This window comes from Anabaena sp. FACHB-83 (assembly GCF_014697485.1).
GTDB lineage: Bacteria > Cyanobacteriota > Cyanobacteriia > Cyanobacteriales > Nostocaceae > Nostoc_B.
In genome coordinates this window covers 1-17,194 of the sequence record NZ_JACJRY010000081.1, presented here as the reverse complement: position 1 = coordinate 17,194, position 17,194 = coordinate 1, and the positions used below count along the sequence as shown (strand labels likewise).

The window sequence follows — 17,194 nt, the reverse complement described above, 5'->3', positions numbered from 1 at the left end:
TGTAGCTTATGGTTCTACCCTGGCTTCCTTCCGGTTTTCTTACTCAGATATCAACAGCACGATTCGGGCGTTGCAGCGATTACGCAATGTTGATGTGGCTAACAATAGTTGGGGTGCTACAGTAGCTTTTGCAGCTGATTTTAACAATCCATTATTAACTCAAGCAGGACAAGCTATTAAAGATGCGGCTCAATTTGGACGTAATGGCTTAGGAACTGCAATAGTATTTGCGGCTGGAAATAGCCGTGAGGGCGGTTTGAATACAAATTACTCAAACTATACCAACTCTCGCCAAGTCATTACTGTAGCGGCACTTGATCATAATGGCTTTGCTAGTTCCTACAGTACTCCTGGTGCATCTATTCTGGTTTCGGCTTTCGGTAGTGGGAGTTTTGGAAGCATTGTCACCACAGATCGTCAAGGATTTGAAGGCTATGACTATGGAGACTACACCTATAGTTTTAATGGCACTTCCGCAGCTGCACCGCAGGTTTCTGGGGTAGTTGCGCTCATCCTAGAAGCCAATCGCAATTTAGGTTATCGAGACATCCAAGAAATTCTGGCCTATTCTGCTCGTCAAAACGATTTCTATAACCAAGGTGGGGATTACGTTTGGCAAATTAATGGCGCTAACAATTTGAATGGAGGAGGTTTACATGTCAGCCACGACTATGGATTTGGTTTAGTGGATGCTCATGCTGCTGTACGTTTGGCAGAAACTTGGCAAAAGCAAAGTGTATTTAGTAATGAGCAGTCTCTTTCTTACAGTTCTGGTAATTTAGGTTTGACGATTCCAGATAATGATGACACAGGCATTAGTAGCACCTTAACAGTCGCGGCTGGTTTAGAGATTGATTGGGTGGAAGTAGACTTGAATCTGACTCATCCTTATCGGGGTGATTTGGTTGTTGATCTGATTTCTCCAAGCGGTATTGTTAGTACTTTGGTTAACCGACCTGGTAATCAGGAGGACGATAGAGATAATATCGTATTTCGGCTTTCTAGTAGCCAACATTGGGGAGAAAGCAGTGCTGGTGAATGGACATTGAGAATCCGGGATTTAGGCCCTACAGATATTGGCATCCTTAATAGTTGGAATTTGCGTTTATATGGGGATACAGATACTGTCAACGACACTTATTTCTACACCGATGAGTATGGTTTTTATGGGACAACCACACTAACTGACACTTCTGGTATAGATACGATTAATGCGGCGGCGATTACTTACGACTCTTACCTGAATCTGAATCCAGGCGCTACAAGTATCCTCAGTGAAACCAACTTAACCATTAGTACAGGAACTACCATCGAAAATGCCTTTACTGGCGATGGCGACGATACAATTATTGGCAATAGTGCTGCTAATATTTTGTCTGGTGGCAGAGGTAACGATATTCTCGATGGTGGAGCCGGGAACGATACTCTCAGGGGTGGCAGAGGTAATGACACATATATAGTTAATGCTACTGGGGATGTCGTCATTGAAAACGCTAATGAAGGGACTGACAAAGTTCAATCATCTGTGAGTTATACCCTGGGTGCGAATGTCGAGAATTTAAGTCTCACAGGCACATCTGCAATCAATGGTACAGGTAACAGTCTTAACAACACCATTTCCGGCAACAATGGCAACAATATCCTGAATGGTGATGCTGGTAATGATATCCTGACTGGCGGTGCTGGTAATGATACGCTCAATGGTGGTACTGGCAATGATACGCTGATTGGTGGTGCTGGTAACGATATCTATGTTGTTGACAGTACAGGCGATTTCGTTTCTGAAAATGCTAACCAAGGCATAGATACAGTGCAGTCATCTATTAGCTACACTCTGGGCAATGGTGTAGAAAATTTGACGCTCACAGGCACATCTGCCATTAATGGTACTGGCAATTTTTACAACAATACAATTACTGGTAATAGTGGCAATAACACCTTGAATGGTGGAGATGGGAACGATATTGTTAACGGTGGTGCGGGTGTTGATACTCTGTTGGGGGGTAATGGCAATGATAACCTCATTGGCGGTACTGGTAATGATACACTGACCGGCGGTGCGGGGCGCGATCGCTTTACTTTTAACTCTTCGACAGAAGGCATTGATAGAATTACTGATTTTAACGTAGTTGATGATACTATCGCCGTATCTGCGGCTGGCTTTGGTGGCGGCTTAGTTGCGGGTGCAGCGATTACAGCTAGTCAATTTATCATAGGTACAGCAGCGACTACAGCTAGTCAGCGATTTATTTACAACAATACAACAGGTGGGTTATTCTTTGACCAAGATGGCTCAGGTGCGATCGCCAGAATCCAATTTGCTACACTCAGTGCTGGATTGTCTTTAACCAATGCAGATATTTTCGTTAATACTTAAGGATTTTTCATCACTTTAGGACTTACCCACAAAGATTGTTTGTGGAGACTGGGTGTAGGGGTTTAGGAGTATGGGATTGTAAGGGTTTTGGATATATACGCCCCCATACCCCTAAACCTTTCCCAAAACTCTTGATTTCTCGTTTTTATGGGTAAGTCCTACACCAGATTGATAGTAAGATAAATTTGTACCTCAGCAGACTAGTACAGCAAGGCAAAAGGAAAAAGAAAGAATAACGATACCACAAGCTTTTTAGCAATTTCTTATGGTCACTGAGCGTACTTGTACTGAGCGCAGCCGAAGTAGCCGAAGTGTAGTCTGTTTATTTCCGCCGACCTGTACTAGTAAAGGCTATATCTTTCAAAAATTTAATTAATAATCATGATTTCCGGTTTATAAATTGTGCCTTCAGGCATAATTGTATGGTGGAGTTTGCTATAGATGATTTTTGTTTCCCAAAGATTGGCGTTTAATAAGTTGGCTTTAGTTAAATTAGTCCATGTCAAGTCTGCACTATGTAAATTTGCTTCGGTTAAATTAGCCTCTAGTAATATGGCACCAGATAAACTAGCTGCTTGCAAATTTGCTCTGATTAATTTAGCTTCTATTAATGAGGCTTCAATGAATTGGGCATAACTCAAGTCTGCTTCGGTGAAATCTACACCACACAAAGAAGCACCCCAAAAGTTACTGTGAGTACATTGCGATCGCCACAAGCAAGACTCACACAAATTAGCATAACTTAAATCAGCATTACTCAAATTAACTTGGGTTAAATCTGCTTCACTTAAGTCTGCACCAGTTAAGTTTGCACCAGCTAAATTAGCACCGCTTAAATTTACTCCCCGCAAGTTAGCACCACTTAAATCAATTCCTTGCAAATCACGTCCACTGAAATCCTGCTGTTGACCAGATTTTTCTGGAATTTGGCTAGAAATTAATCTCATGTTACTCACCTCAGAGTGTCAATAATTGCAAAGCTCAATTGTGAGAGTTACTGTATATCGAGATTACACCAATCAAGATAATTCGCTGAATGATAAATAAAGAATATTTGGATAATTGACGTAAAGTAGCCTAAAAATGTGTTTCTCACAACAAAAAATGCTGACATAAGTCAGGAAATAATCATAAAATATCCCCCAATACGGTTCAGTTAACGTTGTCAGCTTATCGATTTCAGAAGAACCAAGACTTGGGGGAGAATCCCCCAAACCCCCGATTGGGAGACGGTTGCGTCCCCCAAACCCCCTCCAAAAAATAGTTCTGTTTTATGTGTAGCAGTTAATTTATTTTCTTAACTGAACCGTATTGGATTAGAGGGATGTTTTTTGTTTCGCGCAAAGGCAAGGCAGCGCGTTGGGCGGGTTTCCCGACTTGAAGCGACTGCCGCGCAAAGGCGCGAAACATCGATAGTTAACCTTGCTAAAAATGCTTAATTCATCCCGCATTTATGGAACGCCTAAAATAACTATTCTTCGTCCCAAGTTTGTAATTGGAAATACACTAAAACTAAAGTTACAGCTAATAAAACTGTCGCCGCCGCCGCCGCATAACCAAAATCAAATTGACCAAAGGCTTCTTGATAAATGTAGTAAACCAATAAATTAGTAGAATTTAAAGGGCCGCCGCCAGTAATAACGTAAACTTGTTCAAAACTCCGTAATGTGAAAATTGCTGTGGTGATGGTGGCGAAAATTACAGTAGGGCGTAATCCTGGTAAAGTTACATACCAAAATTGTTGCCAAGCATTTGCACCATCTAATTCGGCTGCTTCATAGCGACTGGGAGGAATTGCTTGCAACCCAGCTAAAAAAACAACCATATTAAACCCTAATTGTTTCCAAATACTTAAGATAATTAACACAGGCATTGCCCAAAAGGTATCTCCTAGCCAGGAAATGGGTGCAATACCAAATAAATTTAAAAGTGCGTTGACAGGGCCAGTGGTTTGAAATAACCAGCGAAACCCTAAACCAGCCGCGACGAGAGAAATAATAGAAGGTAAAAAGTAGGCACTTCTTAAAATTCCTCGCAAAGCTAGAGAACGATTTAATAATACTGCCAACCCCAAAGGAATAATTAAGCTGGGGATGACTGTAGCCAGGGTAAAATAAATTGTGTTGCCTAAAACTTGCCAAAAATCAGGGTTAAGTAACAAACGCCAGTAGTTTTTTAACCCTACCCAATAAGTACCTGTGGATGTAAAACTACCAGCAGTGAAGCTCAGGTAAAACAAATAGGCGATCGGCCAAATTACAAAAATTCCTAATAAAATTAATGCGGGTGCAAGAAAAGTCCAAGCGGCAAATGTATCATTATCTAACCATGATTTATTAGTATATATCTTTGGCATCTATTCATTTTCCTTGTTGCTGTTATGACCTTTCGCCCTGATTCTAGTTTTAGCTTGGTTTCTCCCCATATTAGCGGACTACCATTTAGTGATACTCCAATTAAGCTTGGCATTCTAGCTTCTGGGAATGGTAGCAATTTTGAAGCAATTGCTCAAGCTATGGACAATGGCCAAATTAATGCCCAAATTCCAGTTCTAATTTACAATAATCCAGGGGCGAAAGCAGCAACACGGGCGGCTAACCGTGGTGTTGAAACTGTTTTATTAAACCACCGCGAATATAAAAAGCGAGAAACTTTAGATCAACAAATTGTCCAGACTTTGCGTCAGTATGATGTTGATTTGGTAATTTTGGCTGGCTGGATGCGGCTGGTAACATCGGTGTTAATTGATGCTTTTCCTAACAGAATTATTAATATTCATCCGAGTTTGTTACCAAGTTTTAAGGGAATTCATGCAGTAGAACAAGCTTTGCAAGCAAAGGTAACAATTACTGGCTGTACAGTGCATTTGGTTTGTTTAGAAGTTGACAGTGGCCCGATATTAATGCAAGCGGCTGTGCCTGTGTTACCGGATGATACACCAGAAACACTCCATGCCCGGATTCAAATTCAAGAACATCGCATTTTACCACAGGCAATTGCGATCGCAGCAAATACGCTCCAAACCAACCTGATACTTTCCTAAAATAATTAACCTCTCCCCAACCCCTCTCCGACACGGAGAGGGGCTAAAACATTGTTGAGTAACTAACCACAGATTTAACGTTGCTGCGTTTTCCAAAAATAGCTGGAAATCCAATTGGTCATAATATGGGCAACAATTGGGACTAACAAATTGCCACTCAATAAGGCGCTATATCCTAAAATCAATCCAATCACAGTTGCCCACATTACATAAGGCCATTGTTGCGAACCACTGAGGTGTAAAACTCCAAAGCAAAGGCTAGAGACAATGACTGCCACATGGTCTAAGCCTAAAGCCGGCAGCATTACACCACGAAATAATAATTCTTCACTTAAACCAGGTAGTAAACCCAACCAAATTAAGTCAGGCCAAGCTAAAGGTCTTAAGACTAGTTCTAAATAATAATCCGCGCTTTGACGATAAACAGGCCATAAGCGATAAGCTAAACCACTTAAAGAGGTGATGATAAAGCCTACACCTATTCCCCAACAGAAATCTATTGGGTTCCATTCCCACTTGAATAAATAAACGCCACCAAAGCGTAACCAGACTTTGGCAACTGTCCACAACAGAATTGCTGTTACACCCATTGCTATCAGCACTTGGGTACGGGTTAAATAGGGAATTTCAGGGTCTTGTTTTTGTTGTTCTACCACGGGAGTTTAGGGAGGGAGTTCAGGGAGAGAGGGGAGAGAGGGGAGAGAGGGGAGACAAGGGAGACAAGGGAGACAAGGGGGAGAAGATTATTGACCATTAACTAAGGCATGGGGATTAATGCCGGCTTTGAGGGCTACTAATACACCAATTGCCTCTAAATATGAGTTTACCTGGATGGATTTGATTCCTAAAGGTTGGGCTGGAACTTGGATTTGGGTTTGATTATCTCTGACGGTAATTATTTGGCATTGGCTTTGACTTAAACTGAGTAAAGCACTGCTACCACAAGCGTTTGCAGGCACTATCGCAGCATCTATATGATCAGCCCAAATATCATCGTGACAAGATGTAAATAATTGTTTCTCGACAATAAATTGCGGGGCGCGACTTAAACCTACAAGTACGCTTGGTAAAAAAGTATAACCTAATTCTTCGGCGGCGGAACGAGGAGATAAATCGCGGTAAGGAGGGGCGCTGGCGAGGGCTGGTGAATGGGCGCAGGGAATTTGCAAATGTCTAACTAATAAATGACTAATTACGGCTTCTGCGCCGGCTATTATGTCTACGCCTTTGCCTTGGAGATAATTTTGTACAGCATCTTCATCCATATTATCGGGGAAACGGGCGACAACTGCGATCGCTTCTGCCCCAGTTTTTTGTATGAGTTTTTCCGCACCCCGCAGTAAACTATCTGGGTTGCCAATGGTTCCCCAACTTGCCCCCGATGCTGATGTGCGTAATTCTACATTTAATGGAGCATCAGTAATTACATAATCTGTAATCGTTAATCCCAGGGTTGCCCTAGCTGCATCAGCAGCTTGCAAGTGACGCAGTAATAAATCTGGTTCAATACCTTGGTCTAAAAGCAAACCTACTTTATTATTGCGGACTGGACGTAAACCCCAATCACCAGCCGCAAATTTATCTAACCCGTAACCTTCCACATAAAATGCGTTGGGGATATTCCAATATAAACTTGCGCCGTTGAGAACATTGGGGTGAGTAATCAGGCGATCGCAAACCTGTGCTAAAGTTCGAGCAACAGGTATAGCATCACCCGCATATCCCCCAATCGCCGCCCCAACGCCAGTAGGTACAATTAAAATCGCAGTGTAAGGACGCATTGTAAGTGCTGAGTAGATGTAGGTTGGGTGAAGCGATAGCGAAACCCAACATCACAGTTTTGTTAGGTTTCACTGAGTCATATATAAGGTAGTCAGATATTTTAGGACATTTTGAAAGCTTTAAGAAATATTTGTGTAGCGCATCTATCCCGCCTCAGAATGAATTCCGAGTCTCATAGCGCAAGTCATCTCAAGATGACTCAACTAAAAATGTATTTCAGTCCACTTGAGTGGACTTTGACTATGAGCCTGAAACTTTAGTTCTAGGCGGGATGTGATTGAACATGAAAATTGAGAGTTTTCTATGCAGCTTTTACTCAGCACTTGTAGTAACAACTGCTTCAACAGCAACTTTCTGCTGTGCTTCATCCACAGATGTAATTGCCCAACGCAGAGGTTCACCTTGTTTTTTCAACTCAGCTTCAATTGTTTTTTGCAACTCAGTAGGAGTTTCTTGAATGTCAATTTCTGCGGTAATAAAATGAGTAGTCATCGCCGTTCATCCTTTTTATTAATTGTTTCTAGAATAGCGGAATGAAGTATGAATTATGAAGTATGAAGTATGAAATTTTATCCTTCAGACTTCACACTTCATACTTTATTGGTCTTTGCCAAATTGCAACTGATAAACTATTTCTTCTTTTTCAGTCTCAATTTTCAAATCAGAACGGGGATAAGCGACACAAAGTAATGTGTAACCTTGTTTTTGTAATTCTAGACTAACGCCCATACCATCAGTCTGATCTACAGTTCCTTCGGTAATTTGCGCGGCGCAAGTTGTACATACACCTGCATGACAAGAAGCAGGTAAACCAAGACCAGCAGCTTCAGCTACTGATAAAATAGTTTCGTTTTCAGGAACTTGCAGAGTATGAACTTTGCCTTGGTGCAGCAGTTCTACGGTGTAGGTTTTGGACATATACTCAAAAAATGAGTGCAATAGACAAATTTATTATTATATCGGAATTGTTTAATATTATTGCAGATATTCAATAAACTTTTGACTTTGCCCAACTTTTTATAACTCTTTGCGCCTTGCGTGAAATAAAACTTTTGCTTTTTAACATGCACATTTTAATTGAGCGATCGCGCAATATATATTTTTGATGGTTATGAGCAAGGCTTTGGTAGAAGAGTTTCATCAATTACTATAATATTCACTAAATATAGTTAAATTTCCTTAGTTATAGTTATGCGCGATCGCGTTTCCTTAGAAACTGTCTCTTTAAGTCTACCTTTTGGCATTGGTTCCATGTCTTGGAAAGTTAACACCACAGAACAAAGGGCAGCTTGGTCGCTGTATGTGGAGTTAGTGACGCGCATTGCTGTGCAACCATTACAAATGGAACAAGGTTTAGTGCGGGAAGCAATGAACTCTCTTTATAGTTTATTTGCCACAACCCGCGAAATTCTCAAAGCTGCGGGGCCGGATGTGGGTGCTAGTCGGGATTCTGTGGGAGGAATTGCCATTGCAGTGTTAAATAATGGGTTAAGACCGTTTTTGTCAAAATGGCATCCGTTATTGCAAGCGTGGGAAGCTAGAAAACCTGTGGGAGTGAGTCCTAGAGAACATGAACAGAGTTGGTCTGAGGAAGCAACGGCGCGACAGGAGTTAGAGGCTTTGCGCGTGGGTTTAGAACAGTATGCTCAGGCGTTGGCGACTATTGCGGGTGTAGAGGAGTGATAGGTGGAAGAGTTTGATGTGTTTTTAGCTCACAATAGTTTAGATAAACCCCTGATTATAGAAATTGCTCGACATTTAAAGCAGAAAGGTTTAAACCCGTGGTTAGATAAAGAGCAAATTCTTGGGGGAGACAAAATTATACAAGCTGTTTTTAATGGAATTTCCCTTTCTAAAACAGGTGCTTTTTTTATTGGAAAAAATGGTTTGGGAAACTTTCAGGCAAATCTGGAATTAGATACAGTAATACACTCTTTTTTGGAAAGACAATCACAAAATTTTCGTGTCATTCCTGTTTTACTTCCTGGGGTGAGCAATGTACCTCAAGAGCTATGGTATTTAAAGCAATGGCGTTGGATTCAATTCACTAAAGCAAATGATGAAGATGCCTTAGATGATTTGATCAGAAGTATTAAAGGTGGAGCAACAGAAATTAAAGCACCAGTAATTCAAGTTCTGGATACACCCCCTGTAGTTCAGCCTACACCACCAAAAACCCCTGAGCCTGAAAAAGACGACCTAGCCTCAGAAAAAGGCATAAACTACACCAGACTGCGCGACTTACTAGCAGCAAAAAACTGGAAAGAAGCCGATAAAGAAACTTATCTGGTGATGATTAAAGCAATAGGTAAAAAAGATGGCGACTACTTCAACTCAGACGAACTCTTAAATTTTCCTTGCACTGACTTACGCACAATTGACCGCTTGTGGGTAAAATACAGCAATGGACATTTTGGCTTCAGGGTTCAAAAAGAAATTTACTTGAGCCTAGGTGGTAAAGCTGACGGCAAGTATTACAAAGAAGCCTGGGAGAAATTTGGCGATCGCGTAGGATGGAGAGTGAAAAGTAGCTGGATTAATTACGATATTGTAACTTTTGACACTTCTTCTCCTAGAGGACACCTCCCTGTTCTCCGATCTCGTAGGGGGTCGATCTGGGTGGATTTACATGGGTTCGTGAAGCGTGGGTTGGCGGGGGTCTTTTTTGTAGGGTCTCTTCTCTCGCATCGAGACTTGTAAAGTGTAACTTATAAAGCTTTTCAATATTTCTAAAGATTTATAACAAGCCCTTGATGTACGCTAGAATCAACATTTCATAATTCCGATACCTGGCGACCCCTTTGGGGAAGTCAAAAGTCAAAAGTTTATTTCTCTAGCTTTGCTTTAGCAGTCACAATTGATTTAGCAATAATTTTAATTAACTGTTCGCATTCATCTAAAAGGCTTTTTACTTGTGTCTCGGTCATCATTTCTGATTTGATTAATAGCTTCAGCCAGTATTTTGTTTCTTTCGCTTCTTTAAGTGCTATTGATTGCTTGCTGATAAAGTCTCTATTGCTTTCAGCAGACTGAGATTCTTCAATATTTGCACCAATTGATGTACCTGATCTAAACAACTGAGCAGCTAATAATCTTGGTGTTCCTGGTTGTTTATCTAAATAAGAACAAAGCTTTGTTATCCTAACAGCAAATTCAAATGCTCTATCAGGAATGGGGATATAACGACTCATGCTAACAAATATATCAAAATTCAAGTATTATTTTTGATTTTTGATTTTTGACTTCCCGCCAGGGCATGTGATAGGAAAAGCCTGATTGTAAATTGGGTTTTGGGCGAGACATGGAAAGAATTGCAAGAATACCACGCTTGTTATCATGCACTCACCAACAAACTTTAGTCATTAATGTTATAACATTAAACTTTAAAGTTACAATATTAACCCTTAAAATTACAATATTAACCCTTAAAATTACAATATTAACCCTTAAAGTTACAATATTAGCCATCAAAGTTACAACATTAAGGATCAAGGTTAAAACATTAAGGCTTAAAATTAAAGCGATCGCTGTTATAAAATGTTTTAAAAGTCTTAATGTTAGTCGCCAAACATTTTAGATCCCCCTAAATCCCCCTTAAAAAGGGGGACTTTAAGAAACTATTAGCCCCCCTTTTTAAGGGGGGTTGGGGGGATCTTTAAGTGCTGAGAAGCACAACCAACCGCTTTTAAAACAACTTCTTAACTATGCAGTAAAAATGCCATCTGTGATTAAACTCAGAGAAAACACGTACATAAATAAAAACTTGTGCTACAAAAAATGTGTTTTTTGCTGAACTATAATTCAGGTTAACTAAGCCAAAATAGCTTTGTAAAGCTTTTAAAAGAGCAAAATTATGCCTCGAAAAAAACGTAGTTCCCAGATTTTAGAAAAAGCTCAGTTTAGAGTCGCTGGAATGAAAGCTATTGATCCAAACCTTAATTTTGATGATACTCATAACTTGCAAAGCATAACGGAATTAATTGAGCAATTTAAAAAAATGCTTGAGGACTATAATTCTGCTCTAGCAGTTATAGATTCTTCTAAACAAAAGCTAGATGAAATGGAAAAAACCTTAAAACAAGTTTCAGATAGAATGGTGACAGGAGTTGGTTTTAAGTACGGCAGAAACAGCAATGAATATGAACTAGCAGGTGGTATTAGAGAAAGCGAGCGTGTCCGCAAAAGTAGATTAACACGTTTAAAATCTAACCCAGATAAAACATCCGATGAAAATGCAGTAACCACTTTAGTACCCTTGCGTAACATTTAAAGACAGTCAGCCAATATGCAAGTTTTACAGATCCCCGACTTCTTAAAGAAGTCGAGGATCTATAGCATCATAAATAGTTCAGTATTGCTATATAATCTGGGCATTAATACAGAACTTCCGCCATTTTAAAATGACCCGGTTCATACATGATCAATTTGCTAAAGACTACCTTGAAGAACTCTTAAAAAACTACGGGGAAGTCAAAGCCTCAGAAAAAGTCTCAGGAGAAATTAAAGAAATAGATGTTTTCTTTACTCCTTTTCCCCAGCAAAACGCTAATTTACAAATACTAGGCTTACTAGGTAGGCTTGCCGAAAATCCTGCCATCATAGAACCTTTCCGCAATCCAGCTTCTACTGATGAAATTTGCGATTGTCTACTCAAATTATTAGAAGTCAAAGCTTATCTGCGGCGAGAAGCAAAAACTAACAAAACCAAACTGCAAGACTCAGAAATCCCTAAGTTGTGGGTATTGACTCCAACCATATCTGAAACTAAATTATCTGGTTTTAGAACTATTCAAAAAGAAGACTGGATATCAGGAGTACATTTTCTGGCTGATAACTTACGGACAGCAATTATCGCTATACATCAATTACCAGCAACACCGGAAACTTTATGGCTGAGGCTTTTAGGTAGAGGAAATGTGCAGTCACAGGCAATTGTTGAGTTGCAAGCGTTACCATTAGATCATCCCTACCAACAAGCCACCCTAGAATTAGTTTACAACTTGCGCCAAAATTTAAGATTAAATCAAGAACTAGAAGCAGATGATCGGGAGTTAATCATGCGTTTAGAACCACTATATCAAAGAGACAGAGAACAAGCCAAACAAGAAGGCAGACAAGAAGGCAGACAAGAAGGACGACAAGAAGGTAGACAAGAAGGCAGACAAGAAGAAGGACAAGGATTAATACTCCGTCAACTAAATCGCCGTTTTGGTGAAATTGAGGCATCATTAATTGAGCAAATTAGAAGCTTATCAATTGAACAGTTAGAAAATCTCGGTGAAGCATTGCTAGATTTTTCTAGTGTTACTGATTTAGAAACTTGGTTAAATCAACACTCAGGTTAAGTCATCAATAGATGTATTGAAAACCAGTATTTGTAGGGTGTGTTAGGCGTAAGCCGTAACGCACCGAAAACTTTGTAATAAATGCGTTACGCTGTCGCTAACACATCCTACGTACATTTCAGAAATCAAATATTAGTCTTGTATATTGATAACCCATCTTTTCTATCATCAAGACAAAAATTCATCACCGCAGAATAGCGATCGCACTCAGTAAAATATCTTCTATGAGAACTAATACGCAAAACCATCATTTAAGTATTAGTCAAAATTATCGATGATCAATTACCAGTAAGGCTTTCAGCTATAAAATAGGCTAAACTCTTATAGCCAAGTCTTGCCTAAAAATAATTCATAATTAAGGGAAGAACATCCCAACGGAGAATAGAACAATGCTAGAAGAATATCGTCAACAAGTCGCCGAAAGGGCAGCATTAGGAATTCCCCCTTTACCGTTGGATGCGAAGCAAACCTCAGAATTGTGTGAATTACTGAAAAATCCGCCCAAGGGTGAAGAAGAAACATTATTACATTTGTTGCGCGATCGCATCCCCCCTGGCGTAGATGCAGCCGCCTATGTTAAAGCTGGATTCTTAACAGGTATTGCTAAAGGCGAAATCACCAGTCCCCTAATTTCCTCAATTGAAGCAGTGGAATTACTGGGGACAATGGTAGGCGGTTATAATGTGCAGTCTTTAATTGAGTTGTTGCAATTTTCTACCAAACCATCAGAAGGTGATACACCCCTAGTCATGGGTGGTGAAGGTAAAGAACCCATCGCCGCCTATGCCGCCGCCGCCCTCAGCAAAACCTTATTGGTGTATGATGCCTTTCATGATGTTTTGGAACTGTCCAAAACTAACCCCTACGCTAAACGGGTAATTAACTCTTGGGCAGAAGCAGAATGGTTTACTGTTCGTCCCAAACTCCCAGAATATATTAACGTCACCGTCTTTAAAGTGCCTGGGGAAACCAACACCGATGATTTATCCCCAGCCACTCACGCCACCACCCGTCCAGATATTCCCCTCCACGCCTTGGCAATGTTAGAGTCACGGCAACCAGGAAGCTTAGAAACTATTGCTGAGTTGAAGAAAAAAGGACATCCTGTGGCTTATGTTGGTGATGTTGTTGGGACTGGTTCATCACGGAAGTCTGCTATTAACTCCGTGTTATGGCATACAGGGCAAGATATCCCCTTTGTTCCTAATAAACGCGCTGGGGGTTATATTTTAGGTGGGGCGATCGCGCCTATCTTTTTCAACACTGCTGAAGATGCTGGTGCTTTGCCCATACAATGCGATGTTACCCAACTTGAAACCGGCATGGTAATTACCATCTATCCCTACAGAGGTGAAATTACCAACGAAGACGGCGAAGTTATTTCCACCTTCACTCTCAAACCCGACACTATCCTCGATGAAGTCCGCGCCGGTGGACGCATCCCCCTACTTATCGGACGTACCCTCACCGACAAAACCCGCCAAGCATTAGGCTTAGAACCCAGCACTCTGTTCATCCGTCCCCAGCAACCAGAAGACACAGGTAAAGGCTACACCCTCGCTCAAAAAATTGTCGGTAAAGCTTGCGGTTTACCCGGTGTCCGTCCAGGGACATCCTGCGAACCCATCATGACTACCGTTGGTTCCCAGGATACCACCGGCCCCATGACCCGCGACGAACTCAAAGAACTGGCTTGTTTAGGTTTCAGTGCTGATTTAGTGCTGCAAACCTTCTGTCATACCGCCGCCTATCCCAAACCAGTAGACATCAAAACCCACCACGAACTACCAGATTTCTTCTCCTCCCGCGCTGGTGTTGCCTTGCGTCCCGGTGATGGTATCATTCACTCTTGGCTCAACCGAATGCTGTTACCCGACACCGTAGGTACAGGTGGCGACTCTCACACCCGCTTTCCCTTGGGAATATCCTTCCCCGCCGGTTCCGGGTTAGTTGCCTTTGCTGGTGCTTTGGGTGTCATGCCTTTAGATATGCCAGAATCAGTTTTGGTAAGATTCAAAGGCGAATTGCAACCAGGAATTACCCTGCGAGATATTGTTAACGCCATTCCTTATATCGCTATTCAACAAGGTTTGCTAACAGCAGAGAAAGAAAACAAGAAAAACATCTTCTCTGGACGCATCATGGAAATCGAAGGCTTACCAGATTTAAAAGTCGAACAAGCCTTTGAACTTACCGATGCTACCGCCGAACGTTCTTGTGCTGGTTCCACTATTAAATTGAGTGTCGAGACAGTAGCCGAATATCTGCGTTCCAACGTAGCTTTACTGAAAAACATGATTGCACGGGGTTATCAAGACTCCCGCACTCTCCTGCGCCGTATCGCCAAAATGGAAGAATGGTTAGCCAACCCCGTGTTACTAGAAGGCGATGCAGACGCGGAGTATGCAGCCATAATTGAAATTGATTTAAACGACATCAAAGAACCAATTGTGGCTGCTCCCAACGACCCCGATAATGTTAAATTATTATCGGAAGTTGCTAATGATCCAGTACAAGAAGTATTCCTTGGTTCTTGTATGACAAACATCGGTCATTATCGCGCCACAGCCAAAGTTTTGGAAGGTGCAGGAGAAGTCAAAACTCGCCTGTGGATAGCACCACCCACCCGCATGGATGAACACCAATTAAAAGAAGAAGGTGTATACAGCATTTTTGGTGCGGCTGGTGCAAGAACAGAAATGCCTGGATGCAGTTTATGTATGGGAAATCAGGCGCGAGTTGCTGATAGCACAACTGTATTTTCCACCTCTACCCGCAACTTCAATAATCGTATGGGTAAAGGCGCAAGAGTGTATTTAGGTTCAGCCGAATTAGCCGCAGTTTGTGCGTTATTAGGACGCATTCCCACAGTACAGGAATATCTTGATATTGTGGCAAGTAAGATTCATCCTTTTGCTGATAATTTATATCGGTATTTGAACTTTGATCAAATCGCCGGTTTTGAGGATGAAGGGCGCGTGATTTCTAAGGAGGAGCAAGCTTCGTTGGTATAGTTTAATTAGGGTGAGTCTTCATGGCTCACCTAAATCTTACTAACAGGGTCAAATGGCAGCAAAAGATACTTACCATGAAGCTGTAAAAAATGCTTTAATTAAGGATGGTTGGACGATTACTTTTGATCCTTATCCCATTAGATATGAAGAAGTTAAGTTACTTGCTGATTTAGCTGGAGAAAAAACAATTTCTGCCACAAGAGAAGGAGAACTAATAGTTATTGAAATTAAAAGTTTTCTTGGTCGTTCTAATATGCGTGAATTTGAAACAGCGTTAGGACAGTATTTAATTTACCAAACATTTCTTAATATTACTAACCCTAGTTATAAAATTTATTTAGCAATTAGTAAAAAGATTTATGAACAGTTCTTTCAACAGGTTGCTATTCAATTAATCATCCAAAAATATCAGGTTTTACTTTTAGTTGTTGATATCAATAAACAGGAGATTTTTCAATGGACAAAATAGCCCATTATCAAAATTTGATTAAACAAATCCTTGCCGAGTATGACAGAATTTCATCACAGGTACCAGATCCAGATATAGATGAAGTATTAATGTTCGACGATCAAAGAAGTCAATATCTTTGGTTTAATATTGGCTGGAAAAATGATAAAAGAGTCGAAGCAATTTCAGTTTATGTTCGCATTAAGAATGAGAAAATTTATATTGAGGAAGATTGGACAGAAGAAGGAATCGCTACTGATTTATTAAGAGAAGGCGTACCGAAAGAGGATATTGTTTTAGCATTTCATGATCCAGAAAGTCGTAAATTAACTGAGTTTGCTGTTGCTTAATCAACCAAAACAATATTTGCGATCGCCTAAAACTTTTCATAGTCAACAAAACTGCGATCGCCTAAAATTTGTATAGTAAATAAAACTGCGATCAATGGCGCTAGATTGCTGTAGTAAAGTTCAATTTTAAGTGAAACTGCTGGGCAAGTTTTTGATAACGGCTACGCACATCCTCAACCGATATTTCTAATTGTTCAGCAACATAATTAACTCGTTCATCATCAATCTCTTCTTGAGGATCTAAAAACGGGTTAAAAGCATCAACATCTCTAGAAAGCAGCTTGCGATCTATTTCATCGTCGCAAGTCCAAGATAACGCCTTGAGAGTCATTATACTAATGTTTTGATTATCACAGTTTGACAATCTATCTAATAACATTTTTATAATTTTCTGCTCTCCAAGTTGTACTAGTACTTCCTCTAAAGCTTGCCGCACATTGTTATCAGCATCATTCAATTTGGCAATCAAAGGTTCTACTGCTCGTTTATCCTTAACTTCACCCAATGCCCTTGCTACAGCTTGCCGCACATTGTTATCAGCATCATTCAATTTGGCAATCAAAGGTTCTACTGCTCGTTTATCCTTAACTTCACCCAATGCACTTGCTACTACTTGCCGCACATCGTTGTCAGCATCATTCAGCTTGGCAATTAAGGGTTCTACTGCTCGTGTATCCTTAATTTCGCCTAATGCCCTTGCTACTGCTCGCTGCACATCATTATCAGCATCATTCAGCTTGGCAATTAAGGGTTCTACTGCTCGTGTATCCTTAATTTCGCCTAATGCAGTTGCTACTGCTCGCTGCACATCATTATCAGCATCATTCAGCTTGGC

17 protein-coding genes are annotated in these 17,194 nt (G+C 40.7%); 9 read left to right on the top strand and 8 right to left on the bottom strand.

The annotated features are described in order from the left end of the window. Positions 1 to 2,377 (top strand): proprotein convertase P-domain-containing protein (locus H6G79_RS37580; protein ID WP_191049420.1); only part of this gene is annotated, 2,377 nt, incomplete at its 5' end. Between the two features lie 368 nt (positions 2,378 to 2,745). Here H6G79_RS37580 and H6G79_RS34860 read toward each other — a convergent pair. Then, positions 2,746 to 3,324: a pentapeptide repeat-containing protein gene (locus H6G79_RS34860; RefSeq protein ID WP_190594922.1), complete on the bottom strand. Its 579-nt coding sequence runs from the start codon at positions 3,322 to 3,324 to the stop codon at positions 2,746 to 2,748. Between the two features lie 524 nt (positions 3,325 to 3,848). After that, positions 3,849 to 4,733 carry a carbohydrate ABC transporter permease gene (locus H6G79_RS34855; protein ID WP_190594923.1) on the bottom strand — a complete coding sequence of 295 codons (885 nt, stop codon included), beginning with the start codon at positions 4,731 to 4,733 and terminating at the stop codon, positions 3,849 to 3,851. Between the two features lie 24 nt (positions 4,734 to 4,757). Here H6G79_RS34855 and purN point away from each other — a divergent pair, with 24 nt between their 5' ends. Then, positions 4,758 to 5,420, top strand: coding sequence for a phosphoribosylglycinamide formyltransferase (gene purN / locus H6G79_RS34850; protein ID WP_190594924.1), 663 nt, complete (start codon positions 4,758 to 4,760; stop codon positions 5,418 to 5,420). 74 nt (positions 5,421 to 5,494) lie between these two features. On the opposite strand, the gene H6G79_RS34845 is transcribed toward purN, so the two are convergent. The 4 genes from H6G79_RS34845 to H6G79_RS34830 form a co-directional block, all read right to left on the bottom strand. Continuing rightward, a complete protein-coding gene (locus H6G79_RS34845) occupies positions 5,495 to 6,076 on the bottom strand; it encodes a CPBP family intramembrane glutamic endopeptidase (protein ID WP_190594925.1) in 582 nt (193 codons plus the stop codon). A gap of 87 nt (positions 6,077 to 6,163) precedes the next feature. After that, positions 6,164 to 7,201: a DUF3326 domain-containing protein gene (locus H6G79_RS34840; protein ID WP_190594926.1), complete on the bottom strand. Its 1,038-nt coding sequence runs from the start codon at positions 7,199 to 7,201 to the stop codon at positions 6,164 to 6,166. 313 nt (positions 7,202 to 7,514) lie between these two features. Beyond that, positions 7,515 to 7,694, bottom strand: coding sequence for a hypothetical protein (locus H6G79_RS34835; RefSeq protein WP_190594927.1), 180 nt, complete (start codon positions 7,692 to 7,694; stop codon positions 7,515 to 7,517). A gap of 105 nt (positions 7,695 to 7,799) precedes the next feature. Continuing rightward, positions 7,800 to 8,120 carry a 2Fe-2S iron-sulfur cluster-binding protein gene (locus tag H6G79_RS34830; RefSeq protein WP_190594928.1) on the bottom strand — a complete coding sequence of 107 codons (321 nt, stop codon included), beginning with the start codon at positions 8,118 to 8,120 and terminating at the stop codon, positions 7,800 to 7,802. A gap of 273 nt (positions 8,121 to 8,393) precedes the next feature. On the opposite strand from H6G79_RS34830, the gene H6G79_RS34825 reads away from it, so the two are divergent. After that, on the top strand, positions 8,394 to 8,885 hold the full coding sequence (locus H6G79_RS34825) for a hypothetical protein (protein WP_190594929.1): 492 nt from the start codon (positions 8,394 to 8,396) through the stop codon (positions 8,883 to 8,885). Between the two features lie 3 nt (positions 8,886 to 8,888). Then, entirely contained in the window at positions 8,889 to 9,902 is a 1,014-nt protein-coding gene (locus tag H6G79_RS34820; protein ID WP_190594930.1) for a GUN4 domain-containing protein, read from the top strand. Positions 9,903 to 10,027: 125 nt separating this feature from the next. Here H6G79_RS34820 and H6G79_RS34815 read toward each other — a convergent pair whose 3' ends face one another. Further along, a complete protein-coding gene (locus H6G79_RS34815; protein ID WP_313934719.1) occupies positions 10,028 to 10,417 on the bottom strand; it encodes a four helix bundle protein in 390 nt (129 codons plus the stop codon). Positions 10,418 to 11,055: 638 nt separating this feature from the next. Between H6G79_RS34815 and H6G79_RS34810 the strand changes: the two genes are divergently transcribed. The 5 genes from H6G79_RS34810 (at position 11,056) to H6G79_RS34790 (ending at position 16,359) form a co-directional block, all read left to right on the top strand. Then, a complete protein-coding gene (locus H6G79_RS34810; protein ID WP_190594931.1) occupies positions 11,056 to 11,472 on the top strand; it encodes a hypothetical protein in 417 nt (138 codons plus the stop codon). A gap of 130 nt (positions 11,473 to 11,602) precedes the next feature. Then, positions 11,603 to 12,547, top strand: a complete 945-nt coding sequence (locus H6G79_RS34805; protein ID WP_190594932.1) for a DUF4351 domain-containing protein — start codon at positions 11,603 to 11,605, stop codon at positions 12,545 to 12,547. Between the two features lie 389 nt (positions 12,548 to 12,936). Then, complete coding sequence (gene acnB / locus H6G79_RS34800) at positions 12,937 to 15,561, top strand: bifunctional aconitate hydratase 2/2-methylisocitrate dehydratase (RefSeq protein ID WP_190594933.1); 2,625 nt, start codon at positions 12,937 to 12,939, stop codon at positions 15,559 to 15,561. Between the two features lie 52 nt (positions 15,562 to 15,613). Then, positions 15,614 to 16,030: a XisH family protein gene (locus tag H6G79_RS34795; protein WP_190594934.1), complete on the top strand. Its 417-nt coding sequence runs from the start codon at positions 15,614 to 15,616 to the stop codon at positions 16,028 to 16,030. Continuing rightward, positions 16,018 to 16,359, top strand: coding sequence for a XisI protein (locus H6G79_RS34790; protein ID WP_190594935.1), 342 nt, complete (start codon positions 16,018 to 16,020; stop codon positions 16,357 to 16,359). The genes H6G79_RS34795 and H6G79_RS34790 overlap by 13 nt, the downstream gene beginning before the upstream one ends. Before the next feature lie 100 nt (positions 16,360 to 16,459). Here the strand turns inward: H6G79_RS34790 and H6G79_RS34785 are convergent. After that, positions 16,460 to 17,194, bottom strand: a 735-nt coding sequence (locus H6G79_RS34785) for a HEAT repeat domain-containing protein (protein ID WP_191049419.1), incomplete at its 5' end; no start/stop codon positions are given.

Excerpts from the sequence above, each read along its gene's own strand:
- H6G79_RS34795 (WP_190594934.1), top strand. The coding sequence starts at position 15,614 with ATGGCAGCAAAAGATACTTACCATGAAGCTGTAAAAAATGCTTTAATT.
- H6G79_RS34830 (WP_190594928.1), bottom strand. The coding sequence starts at position 8,120 with ATGTCCAAAACCTACACCGTAGAACTGCTGCACCAAGGCAAAGTTCAT.
- H6G79_RS34825 (WP_190594929.1), top strand. The coding sequence starts at position 8,394 with ATGCGCGATCGCGTTTCCTTAGAAACTGTCTCTTTAAGTCTACCTTTT.
- H6G79_RS34805 (WP_190594932.1), top strand. The coding sequence starts at position 11,603 with ATGACCCGGTTCATACATGATCAATTTGCTAAAGACTACCTTGAAGAA.
- H6G79_RS34790 (WP_190594935.1), top strand. The coding sequence starts at position 16,018 with ATGGACAAAATAGCCCATTATCAAAATTTGATTAAACAAATCCTTGCC.
- H6G79_RS34810 (WP_190594931.1), top strand. The coding sequence starts at position 11,056 with ATGCCTCGAAAAAAACGTAGTTCCCAGATTTTAGAAAAAGCTCAGTTT.
- purN (WP_190594924.1), top strand. The coding sequence starts at position 4,758 with ATGACCTTTCGCCCTGATTCTAGTTTTAGCTTGGTTTCTCCCCATATT.
- acnB (WP_190594933.1), top strand. The coding sequence starts at position 12,937 with ATGCTAGAAGAATATCGTCAACAAGTCGCCGAAAGGGCAGCATTAGGA.
- H6G79_RS34835 (WP_190594927.1), bottom strand. The coding sequence starts at position 7,694 with ATGACTACTCATTTTATTACCGCAGAAATTGACATTCAAGAAACTCCT.
- H6G79_RS34860 (WP_190594922.1), bottom strand. The coding sequence starts at position 3,324 with ATGAGATTAATTTCTAGCCAAATTCCAGAAAAATCTGGTCAACAGCAG.
- H6G79_RS34840 (WP_190594926.1), bottom strand. The coding sequence starts at position 7,201 with ATGCGTCCTTACACTGCGATTTTAATTGTACCTACTGGCGTTGGGGCG.
- H6G79_RS34855 (WP_190594923.1), bottom strand. The coding sequence starts at position 4,733 with ATGCCAAAGATATATACTAATAAATCATGGTTAGATAATGATACATTT.